Source organism: Neisseria shayeganii 871, from assembly GCF_000226875.1.
GTDB classification, from domain to species: domain Bacteria; phylum Pseudomonadota; class Gammaproteobacteria; order Burkholderiales; family Neisseriaceae; genus Eikenella; species Eikenella shayeganii.
In genome coordinates, this window is record NZ_JH164926.1 from 2,202,004 (window position 1) to 2,211,478 (window position 9,475).

The following is a 9,475-nucleotide window of genomic DNA, read 5'->3' on the forward strand; positions in this document are numbered from 1 at the left end:
TTTCTACATTAATGTCCGCCTATTCCCGCCGCCAATTCCTGGCCTTGTCCGCCGCCGTCTTGCTCAGCGCCTGCAGCCGGCGCACACCCGCCTACACCACCCTGCCGCGCGGCAGCCGGGTGTTGGCTTTGGGCGACTCGCTCACCGCAGGCTACGGTGCCACGCCCGAAGCCGCCTACCCGGCCCAGCTTGCCCGCCTCACCGGCTGGCAAGTGGACAACGGCGGCGTATCGGGCGATACCTCGGCGCAGGCTTTGACCCGCCTGCCCGCTCTCTTGCGGGCGCAGCCGAAACTGGTGCTGATCGGCATCGGCGGCAACGACTTCCTGCGCCAGCTGCCCGAAGCAGACACCCGCCGCCACATCGGCCGCCTGCTGGAAAGCGTGCAGCAGGCCGGCAGCCAGCCGCTGCTGATCGCCATGCCGAAAATCGGGCTGGCCGCCGCCTTCGGTCATTTGAGCGACCATCCGCTGTATGCCGAATTGGCGGAACAATACCGCACACCGCTGCTGCGCGATGTCTGGTCGGAAATTCTCGCGGACGACTCGCTGAAATCAGACGCCATCCACGCCAATGCCGCCGGCTACCGCCTGTTTGCCGAGCGTTTGGCCGATTTCCTGCAACAGCAGGGTTTCAGGTAGCCTTCCAAGTATTGATTGTCGTGTGGCAACCGCGTGAGCGATCGCAAGGTGGCAACGGCATTCAAACGTTGCTAAGGCGCGCCCATCGCCCCCGATGACGGCGGCCAACGAATGTCACTATAATGGCCGCCTTTACTTATTTTCACGGGAGCATCCATGTTCCGCAGTTTCTTCCTCAATAAAAAATGGCTGCGCTGGTCGCTGTTCGGCACCCTGCTCATCATGGCCGCCACTTGGTATCGGGTGGAGCTGAGCCTGCAAATCAACGATTGGTTCGGCACGTTTTACAATGCGGTGCAAAAAATGCTGGCCGAGCCGGGTTCGGTGTCGCTGGACGAGTTTTACGCCCACATTTTCGCCTTCGCCCGCATTGCCGGCATCCTGATTTTGGTGGCGGTGGTCACCAGCTATATCGGCAAGCATTATGCCTTCCGCTGGCGCACCGCCATGACCGACTACTACACCGCCCACTGGCCGCGCCTGCGCCACATCGAAGGCGCTTCGCAACGGGTGCAGGAAGACACCATGCGCTTTGCCAATCTGGTAGAAACCTTGGGCGAAGGCTTTTTGAAAGCCGTGTTTACCCTAATTGCATTCGTCCCGCTGCTGTGGGAATTGAGCAAGCCGATTGACGAGCTGCCTTATTTCGGCCATGTGGAACACTCGCTGGTGTACATCGCCATCATCGCCGCCATCGTCGGCACCGTGGTGCTGGCCGGCATCGGGGTGAAACTGCCGGGGCTGGAATTCAACAACCAAAAAGTAGAAGCCGCCTACCGCAAAGAGTTGGTGCTCGGCGAAGACCAGCCACACCGCGCCGACACCGCCACCCTCGGCGGCCTGTTTCAAGACGTGCGCCGCAATTATTTCCGCCTCTATTGGCATTATCTGTATTTCGACATCGCCCGTTGGTCGTATTTGCAGTTTTCCATCGTGCTGCCTTATCTGGCCATGGGCCCGACACTGGTGAAAGGCGTCATCACACTCGGCCTGATGCAGCAGATTGTGCGTGCCTTCGGCCAGGTGCTCGACTCTTTTCAGTTTCTGGTGCAGTCTTGGCCCACCATTGTCGAGCTCTTGTCTATCCACAAACGGCTGAAAGCCTTCGAGCGGCAAATGGCTGCCCCCCAAGCGGAAACAAACCCTTAAACACCCGATTCCCCAGCTTCTTGTGCAGCAGTTTTAGGAGGCAAAAACGGCAGACACCAAGCAGGCTGGCCCCAAATTGGAAATATGGCCAGCATTTCGCCGCCCCTTTCGGGATCAAGGCGGCGGACTCGGAATGTTGACCGAATACCGCCGCCATGGAGATGGCGAACAGTCCCTAAAGGCGTGCTGGCGGCCGCGAAAACATCAGATAATTGCCGCACAAAATCAGCGCCACCCCCAACACGCCGGCTGCATGCCAACGGTGACCTTCCCACACCGTAGAGACCGCCAACGCCACCAAAGGCGTGAGCAACATACTGTAAGCCGCCTTGGCCGCACCGATGCGCCCGACCAACAGAAAATAAACGGCAAAGCCCACCACCGTGCCCGGCACGGCCACATGGAAGGTCGCCAGCCAAAACGCCCCGTCAGATGGCGGCGCCAACAGCTGCCCGGACAAAAACACCAGCAGCGCCAGCCATACCGTGCCGTACAGCATGGCCCAGGCATTGGTATGGAACACATTCAAACCGCGCCGCTGGTGGCGCAGGCTAACCATATTGCCCAAAGAAAACAGATAAGTGCCGGCCACCGCAAACGCCATCCCCCGCCACAGGCCGTGCTCACCGTCTCCGGCCAACATATCCGGCCAAAACAGCGCCACCATGCCGCACAAGCCCAATAGGGCCGAAACGGCAAACCGCCGCGTGAGGGCATGACCAAAAAACAAGCGGCTGTTTAAGGCATTGAACCATACCGACAAAGAAAAAATCACCGCCAAAAGCCCGCTGTTGATGTATTTGACGGCCGAATACAGGCACACAAAATTCAAGCAAAACACACACGCTCCCTGCACGGCACACCACAGCTGATCCTGCCGGCCCAGCACCTTCAAACGACGCAACACAGCCAACAGCAGCCACAACACGGCCACCGCCGTCGCAAAACGCCAAAACACCGCATTCAAAGGCGGGGTATAAGCGGTTTGTACCGCAATCGCCAACCAAGTGGTGCCCCAAATCAACACCACCGCTACATACAGCAGCACATTCATCCGGCCATCCTTTTTGACAAATTTTTCAGGTAGCCATTATGATTTGCGCCCGCCGAAGCGCGCTTGTCCCATTTTGCCGCCGATTTGTCTGAAATTGCGGTTTGCCATCATGACCTACCCAGCCATCGAAAAACTGCTGCACCACCACGCCGAATTGCACAACAGCATCACGCTGGCCAACGGCATCCAACTGGCCGCCTGGTCAAACCGGCAAGTGGAAGTGGACATCGTGCACGACCATCCGGTGCTCAGCCTTTATGTAAACGGCGGGCGCGACACCTTATATAAAAGCCCGCAAGGTTGGCGTCACGGCGGCGCACCCGGCCGCTTCTGCCTGATGCCGGCCGACTGGGCATCCAGCTGGGACATCCGCAATCCCCTGCACTTCACCCATCTCTATTACACCCCCGACCATCTGCGCACGGTTGCCGAACAGGTATGGGACAAATCGCCCGACAGCATCACCCTGCACCCACGGGTGTTTGCCGACGATGAGCGCATTGCCGCTTTGTTCCGCCTCTTCCTCCTCAACCAAGACTGGCAGGACCCCGCCAACCACCTGCAAATCAGCACCAGCGCCACCTTGCTGCTCCAACACCTGATCCGCCATTACAGCAATGTCGGCTGGGCGCCGCCCGCCGTGCGCGGCCGGCTGGACCCCAGCCGCTTACGCCGCCTGTGCGACTGGATTGAGGCCAACCTCGACCGCCCCCTGACCCTGCAAGACTTAGCCGCCGAAGCCTGCTTGAGCGAATACCACTTCTCACGCCTGTTCAAACACAGCACCGGCCACAGCCCGCAGCGCTATGTGATGCAGCAGCGGCTGGAAAAAGCCCGGCGGCTGGTTAGCGGCAGCCGCCTGCCACTGACCGACATCGCCCTCCAATGCGGCTTTGCCTCTTCCGCCCATTTGAGCCGCCGTTTCCGCGCCCATTTCGGCTGTGCACCATCACAAATGCGGCAGCCCGGCCCGCAAGATATGTCCTAAATTTACTGAGACGCATAGAGACAAAAAACCAGCAGCCCGAAGGCTGCTGGTTTCTTTAGTATGGTGCCGACATCGAGACTTGAACTCGAACGACCTAGGGTCACTACCCCCTCAAGATAGCGTGTCTACCAATTCCACCATGTCGGCTGAAAAATGTTTGTCAAATACGGCGGCTTCCTTATTCAGGAATCACGGCTTGGCTGGCAGCAGCAGGGACTGCCGGTTGAGCGGCGGCTGGCTGATCGAAATTCAAGCGGCTTTTATTGCCATAGGTTGAAATATAGCTCAAGGCCAAGCAGCAGGCAAAGAATACGGCAGCGGCGATGGCGGTGCTGCGGCTCAAAAAGTTGGCGCTGCCAGCAGAACCGAATACGCCTTGGGCGCTGCCCGAGCCGAAAGCGGCACCGGCATCTGCGCCTTTGCCCTGCTGCATCAGAATCAAACCGATGACAGCCAGCGAGGCAAAACCGCCGATGATCATAATGATGGTTTTAAATGCTTCCAGACCCATGTTTTTACTCGGTTGCACAAATAATGGCAGCGAAACTGTCCGCTTGTAGCGATGCGCCGCCGACCAAGGCGCCGTCCACATGAGGGAGGCTGAGGATGGCGCGGGCATTTTGCGGGTTGACGCTGCCGCCGTAAAGGGTGCGGATATTAGCACCCTCGGCCGCCCATGACAAGAGCTCGCGGTAAATAAATGCATGCATTTCTGCAATTTGCTCGGGCGTGGCCACTTTGCCGGTGCCGATGGCCCATACCGGTTCGTAGGCCACCGCAATTTGAGCGGGCTTTTTGTCTGCCAGCACGGCCAGTTGGGCAGCCACCACGGCTTGCTCGCGGCCGGCTTCGCGCTCGGCCAGCGATTCGCCCACACACAACACCGGAATCAGGCCGGCGGCTTGGGCATGGTCGATTTTTTCGGACAGCACGGCATGGTCTTCGCCGAAATACTGGCGGCGCTCGGAATGGCCGACCAACACAAAATCCAAGCCGATATCGGCCAGCATGGCGGCGGACGTTTCGCCGGTAAAGGCGCCGTCGGCGGCAAAGCGGCTGACGTCCTGCGCGCCGTTTAACCATCCGGCCGGCAACAGCTGCTTCAGGGCGGCGGCGTACGGCGCGGGGGCGGCAATGCCGGCAAGCACGTTTTCAGGTAGCCTGTGTTGAGCCAAACGGGCGGCGAAATCCCTACAGGCGGCCGAACGTCCGTTCATTTTCCAGTTACCCAAAATCCATTGTTGCTGCCACATGTGCGCGTTCTCCGAGTGATGTGAAACGGCGGCTATTGTAACCGATTTCCCCCGCTGCCTGTCGGCCGCCGAGGCTACCTGAAAACCGGCCCGCCCGAATGGTTTATTTCACCAAAGCGATGATGTCTTCGGCCAATTGGCCCGCGGCCTTTTGATAGCCTTGGGCGGTGAAGTGGACGCCGTCACGGGCGCCCAGCCCTTGGCCGATCCAGCTTTTCATGCTGCAAGGGCCGCCCATGGCTTCCTGCCAAGACCAAAAGAAAATCTGCTCCTGCTGGGCCACTTCGCGTTGCATCTGTTGGACCGCATCCAACGGCGCCGGACGGGTGCCGCACCGGCCCTGCTTGCCGCGCAGCGACTCCGGCGCACCCACAATCAAAATACCCGCGCCGGGCAGGGCTTCGCGGATACGGCGGATGGCAAACGCCCATTCTTCCTTGGTTTGGGCGATGTCGATGCGGTTGTTAAAAGCCTCGTTGGTGCCGTAGGCCAAAATCACCAGATCGGCCTGGGTGGCCGATAAATCCTGCGGCCAGTCGCTGCGCCAGCCGCTCCATTGTGTCAGCTGCGCCCCGTTGATGCCCATGGCCGACACCACCACCCCGGGGCGGTCGTTTTCGATATTGATGTGGCCGATTTCCCAAATATCGCCCGCTTGCGCGCGGTAGCTCAGCGGCAGGCTGGCGTGGAAAGAAAAATACTGCCAAGCATTGCTGCCCAAATTGGGCAGGGCGGCCACGGTTTGGCCTTGGCCGTCGCTGACGGTCAGGGCTTGGTCGGCAAACACGGGACGGGCGGTGATGGTGATGCGCTGTTCGCCGCTGACCGGCTGGCGCGGCGACACGGTTACTCGGCCGCCGTTACCGGAACGGGACAGGATGCCGCCAAAGGGGAAGTCGGCGCGGTCTTTGCGGCTGCTGAGCAGCTGCCAACCGCTGCCGCTGTGCAAAACTTGGGCGTTGCGCTGGCCGCTGACGGCGTGCGGATACACCCAACCGATGCCGCCGTCGCCCCATTTCTGCTGCAGACGCTGGCGCAGCTCGTGGGTGAAGTGATCGCCGGCGGTGTGCGAATCGCCCACCTGCAGGATGCGGAATTTCACGTTTTCGCCGCGGTTGAGGCGCTCCAGCTTGTCCAACCAAACCGGCTGCCAAGTGCCGTAGTTGGTGAGTTGGGCAGCTTGGGCCTGGGGAGTGGGGTCGGCGCCGCAGGCTTGGCAGCTCAGCAGGCAGGCCAGCATCAGGGCGGCCTTTCTGCCTGTGTGCAACAACATAATTTTTCCTTTAATTTTGACTTAGGGTGTGTGTGGTAGGGCTGCGGGCACAGCGGCGGCGGCCACCGGCTCGGGTGCGCGGTATTCGATGTAGGCGGCGAGGTGGTCGGCCAAGAACTGCTGGCCTTTCAGCGTGAAGTGGATGCCGTCTTTGCTGCGCACGCGCACGGAACGGCCGTCCAGTTCTATGCTGTCGCGGTATTCGCCGTTCTCGCTGCCGCCGAGCAGGCGGTCGGTGGGCAGCCAGATGGCTTTGCCCTGCAATTCGCTGGCCATGATGCCGTCGAGGTAGCGCATTTGGGTGTTCAGCTTGCTGCCCTTCATCAGCGGAATGCCCAGCCAAACCAATTGCACGTCGGCGCGGCGTGCGGCTTGGGCGATGCGGTCGATGCGCTGGCGGTACACCTGCTCCCATTCGGGGCTTTGGAATTTCAGGTAGCCGCTGCCGGGCTGCTGTGGATTGGGAAAATCCCACGGGTCGTTGGGGCCGAGAAACACCACCAGCAGTTTGATGTCGGGGTCGTCCTGCAACTGTTTTTCAATCACGGCGGGCCAATCGAAAAACTGCGGATACGACAAACCGGTGCTTTGACGACTGAGGTTGACCGACTGGATGCCGTATTCGCTGCGCAGCCGTCTTTGCAGGTGGGGCGCGATGCCTTCCATCATGGAATCGCCGGCAAAAAACACCTTGTCGCCGGCCGTGAGGCGCACTTTATCAGGCGCACGTTGCTCGGCGGCAAGCGGTTTTACCGTCTCTGACGGCGGCTTAACATTCGCTTGTTCGAGCGGTACGGCGTGCGCAAGGGCTACCTGAACGCCCGGCTTGGCCGCCGGCGCGGGCGGCGGCCGCCAGCGCTCGTTGTGTGCGGCAAACCAATCGGCCAGCGCCTGATAACGCTCGTTGGCCGCCGTTTGCAGCCGCGCGCCGCTCTGCCACCAGGCGTAGCGGTTCAACATTTCCAGCGGGCTGGCGCGGTGGTAGGTTTGCTGCCAGTAAGCGTTGATCGACTGCTGGCTGAACCATACCGTGAGCAAGGCGGTACACAACATCACCGCCGCCAGCCCCCAAGCATAGCGGCGGGGTTGGGGTTTCCCGGCCAAGGCGGCGGGCGGCTGCGGCTTGGGCTGGCGCACCGGAATATGCGGCTTGGCCGGCAACTCCGGCACGTGCTTGTCCGCTTGGGCAGCTGCGCGGGCGGCAACTGGAGCGGACGCAGCCGGCCGGGGCGCAGATTTGCTGTATTTGTGGCGGTTGGCTTTGCGTTTGGCTTGGTGCGGTTTCATGCCGTGTTCCTTGTGTCCATATAACGGCGGATGGTTGCGGTGCGGTTCAGACTGAGACCTTTGTAAAACCGCCATCTGCGGCGCATTTCTGCGTTGTGCGCTGCTCGCTCGCTTGCCTATCGTGTGATATGTCTTCGCGCGCTGTGCTGCTACGCCTTGAACTGCATCCACATCTGGCGGTTTTACAAAGGTCTCAGGCTACCTGAAAGACTTGGGTGTCGGCTATTTCGGCCGGATCAAAAATTGGCGTAGATAAAGCCGGGGATGCCGGACGGCGCCAATACCATCAGCAGCCACAGGGCTGCGGCCAGCGGCAGCGGCCACAACCACAGCGGCAGGCGTTCCAACAGGCGCACCGCGCCTTGGAACAGGCGGGCGAGACTGCCGTAAAACAGCAGCGCCAACACCATCAGCGCCAAGACGGCCACGGTGCCCAAATCGGCCGGCCGCCAGCCCAATTCATTGCCCAGCAGGGCGCGGAACATCAGGCCGGCTTCCTCCAAACTGGCGGTGCGGAACACCACAAAGGCGAAGCAGACGAAGTTCACCGTGACCAGCACGCCCAGCGCCTTGCCCCAGCGCGACGACGAGGCCAGCCACTCCCGTTTGCCCGCAATGCGGTCGCCGATATTGAGCAGCACCAGCGCCGCGCCGTGCAAAAAGCCCCACAGCAGAAAGTTCCAGCCCTGGCCGTGCCAAATGCCCGACAACAGCATGGCCGCCATCAGGTTGAACTGGGTGCGCACAAAGCCGTAGCGGCTGCCGCCGAGCGGAATATAAATATAGTCGCGAATCCAAGTGGAGAGCGTGATGTGCCAGCGGTCCCAAAAATCGCGGATATTGAAGGCGCGCAGCGGCATCATGAAGTTTTGCGGCAAACGGAAACCGAGCAGCATGGCCATGCCGATTACCAAATCGGTGTAGCCGGAGAAATCCAGAAACAGCTGCACCGTATAGCCGTACATCGCAGTCAGCACCGCCAGCGCATCGTACTGCATCGGGTTTTCAAACACCGGGTCCACCCAGCCGCCGGCCAGCGAACCGGCCAACCACCATTTTTTGGTGATGCCCAACACCACCAGCGACACCGCCAGCGCTGGATACAGAATGCGGCGCGGCGTATCGGTTTGAATCTGCCCGGCCATGCCCGGATGCGTGCCTTCCAGGCTTTTCAGGTAGCTTGCCCGCGCAATCGGGCCCGAGGTAATGGTGGGGAAAAAACTCAGGTGCAGCAGCAGATCACGCCATTTCAGCTTCACGTCTTCACGCCGGTAAAGCGACACCAGATAGGCCACCGCCTGAAAGGTGTAATAAGAAATGCCCAAAGGCAGCAGCAGATCGGCCACCGGCCCGTGCAGCCACTGCTGCAAAGCCGGGCGGAAGAAATCGAAATACTTGAAAAACGCCAGATTCACAAGCGCCAAGCCCACCCCGCCGGCCAACCAGCCCTGCCGCGCCCGCGGCCGCACCGCCTGCGACAGCCCGGCCGCCGCCACCGTCACCGCCAGCGAAAACACCACCACCGCCGCAGCAAAGCCCCAATGCAGATGAAACAGCCAGCCCAAACCCGCCGCCAGCAGCAGATAATTCTGCCCGCGCGGCGAAGCGCGCAGCAGCCAATAGAGGGGAAAGAAGCAGAGGAAAAAAACGGCAAATTCGATGGAAAGCAGCGGCATGGCGGAAGCAGAGCGGACTCAAAACGGAAATCAAACGGACGGCCGCAAACGGACGGCCGCAAAACGCCGAATTATACCCGCCTCACGTATTTTTACAAAAACTTTCAGCCGCTTGCCCGGCGTCCCGCAGCAGGCGGCAGGCTGAGACCTTTGC

The 9,475-nt window shown here is 60.7% G+C and carries 9 protein-coding genes, 1 tRNA gene and 1 pseudogene; 4 read left to right on the forward strand and 7 right to left on the reverse strand.

What is annotated here, in order from left to right; all coding sequences use genetic code 11:
- The first annotated feature begins 11 nt into the window (after nt 1-11).
- Nucleotides 12-641, forward strand: a complete 630-nt coding sequence (locus tag HMPREF9371_RS10170) for an arylesterase (protein WP_009120044.1) — start codon at nt 12-14, stop codon at nt 639-641.
- A 156-nt stretch (nt 642-797) separates the two neighbouring features.
- Complete coding sequence (locus HMPREF9371_RS10175) at nt 798-1,790, forward strand: putative transporter (protein WP_009120045.1); 993 nt, start codon at nt 798-800, stop codon at nt 1,788-1,790.
- Nucleotides 1,791-1,965: 175 nt separating this feature from the next.
- On the opposite strand, the gene HMPREF9371_RS10180 is transcribed toward HMPREF9371_RS10175, so the two are convergent.
- Nucleotides 1,966-2,844, reverse strand: coding sequence for a DMT family transporter (locus tag HMPREF9371_RS10180; RefSeq protein ID WP_009120046.1), 879 nt, complete (start codon nt 2,842-2,844; stop codon nt 1,966-1,968).
- Between the two features lie 109 nt (nt 2,845-2,953).
- On the opposite strand from HMPREF9371_RS10180, the gene HMPREF9371_RS10185 reads away from it, so the two are divergent.
- Complete coding sequence (locus tag HMPREF9371_RS10185; RefSeq protein ID WP_040661108.1) at nt 2,954-3,832, forward strand: helix-turn-helix domain-containing protein; 879 nt, start codon at nt 2,954-2,956, stop codon at nt 3,830-3,832.
- Between the two features lie 61 nt (nt 3,833-3,893).
- On the opposite strand, the gene HMPREF9371_RS10190 is transcribed toward HMPREF9371_RS10185, so the two are convergent.
- From HMPREF9371_RS10190 to HMPREF9371_RS10210, 5 genes are all read right to left on the reverse strand, one after another.
- A tRNA-Leu gene (locus HMPREF9371_RS10190) sits at nt 3,894-3,979 on the reverse strand.
- Between the two features lie 31 nt (nt 3,980-4,010).
- A complete protein-coding gene (gene secG, locus HMPREF9371_RS10195; RefSeq protein ID WP_040661109.1) occupies nt 4,011-4,337 on the reverse strand; it encodes a preprotein translocase subunit SecG in 327 nt (108 codons plus the stop codon).
- A 10-nt stretch (nt 4,338-4,347) separates the two neighbouring features.
- On the reverse strand, nt 4,348-5,085 hold the full coding sequence (gene tpiA / locus HMPREF9371_RS10200) for a triose-phosphate isomerase (RefSeq protein WP_009120049.1): 738 nt from the start codon (nt 5,083-5,085) through the stop codon (nt 4,348-4,350).
- Between the two features lie 103 nt (nt 5,086-5,188).
- On the reverse strand, nt 5,189-6,358 hold the full coding sequence (locus HMPREF9371_RS10205) for a GDSL-type esterase/lipase family protein (protein WP_009120050.1): 1,170 nt from the start codon (nt 6,356-6,358) through the stop codon (nt 5,189-5,191).
- A 21-nt stretch (nt 6,359-6,379) separates the two neighbouring features.
- Nucleotides 6,380-7,411, reverse strand: coding sequence for an SGNH/GDSL hydrolase family protein (locus HMPREF9371_RS10210; protein WP_232203147.1), 1,032 nt, complete (start codon nt 7,409-7,411; stop codon nt 6,380-6,382).
- A 309-nt stretch (nt 7,412-7,720) separates the two neighbouring features.
- Between HMPREF9371_RS10210 and HMPREF9371_RS13715 the strand changes: the two are divergent.
- Nucleotides 7,721-7,851, forward strand: a pseudogene (locus HMPREF9371_RS13715) (lipoprotein signal peptidase).
- Nucleotides 7,852-7,881: 30 nt separating this feature from the next.
- Here the strand turns inward: HMPREF9371_RS13715 and HMPREF9371_RS10215 are convergent.
- On the reverse strand, nt 7,882-9,321 hold the full coding sequence (locus tag HMPREF9371_RS10215; RefSeq protein ID WP_009120052.1) for an MBOAT family O-acyltransferase: 1,440 nt from the start codon (nt 9,319-9,321) through the stop codon (nt 7,882-7,884).
- Nucleotides 9,322-9,475 lie beyond the last annotated feature (154 nt).

Excerpts from the sequence above, each read along its gene's own strand:
- HMPREF9371_RS10205 (WP_009120050.1), bottom strand. The coding sequence starts at position 6,358 with ATGTTGTTGCACACAGGCAGAAAGGCCGCCCTGATGCTGGCCTGCCTG.
- HMPREF9371_RS10185 (WP_040661108.1), top strand. The coding sequence starts at position 2,954 with ATGACCTACCCAGCCATCGAAAAACTGCTGCACCACCACGCCGAATTG.
- HMPREF9371_RS10175 (WP_009120045.1), top strand. The coding sequence starts at position 798 with ATGTTCCGCAGTTTCTTCCTCAATAAAAAATGGCTGCGCTGGTCGCTG.
- HMPREF9371_RS10215 (WP_009120052.1), bottom strand. The coding sequence starts at position 9,321 with ATGCCGCTGCTTTCCATCGAATTTGCCGTTTTTTTCCTCTGCTTCTTT.
- HMPREF9371_RS10210 (WP_232203147.1), bottom strand. The coding sequence starts at position 7,411 with ATGTTGTGTACCGCCTTGCTCACGGTATGGTTCAGCCAGCAGTCGATC.
- HMPREF9371_RS10170 (WP_009120044.1), top strand. The coding sequence starts at position 12 with ATGTCCGCCTATTCCCGCCGCCAATTCCTGGCCTTGTCCGCCGCCGTC.
- HMPREF9371_RS10180 (WP_009120046.1), bottom strand. The coding sequence starts at position 2,844 with ATGAATGTGCTGCTGTATGTAGCGGTGGTGTTGATTTGGGGCACCACT.
- tpiA (WP_009120049.1), bottom strand. The coding sequence starts at position 5,085 with ATGTGGCAGCAACAATGGATTTTGGGTAACTGGAAAATGAACGGACGT.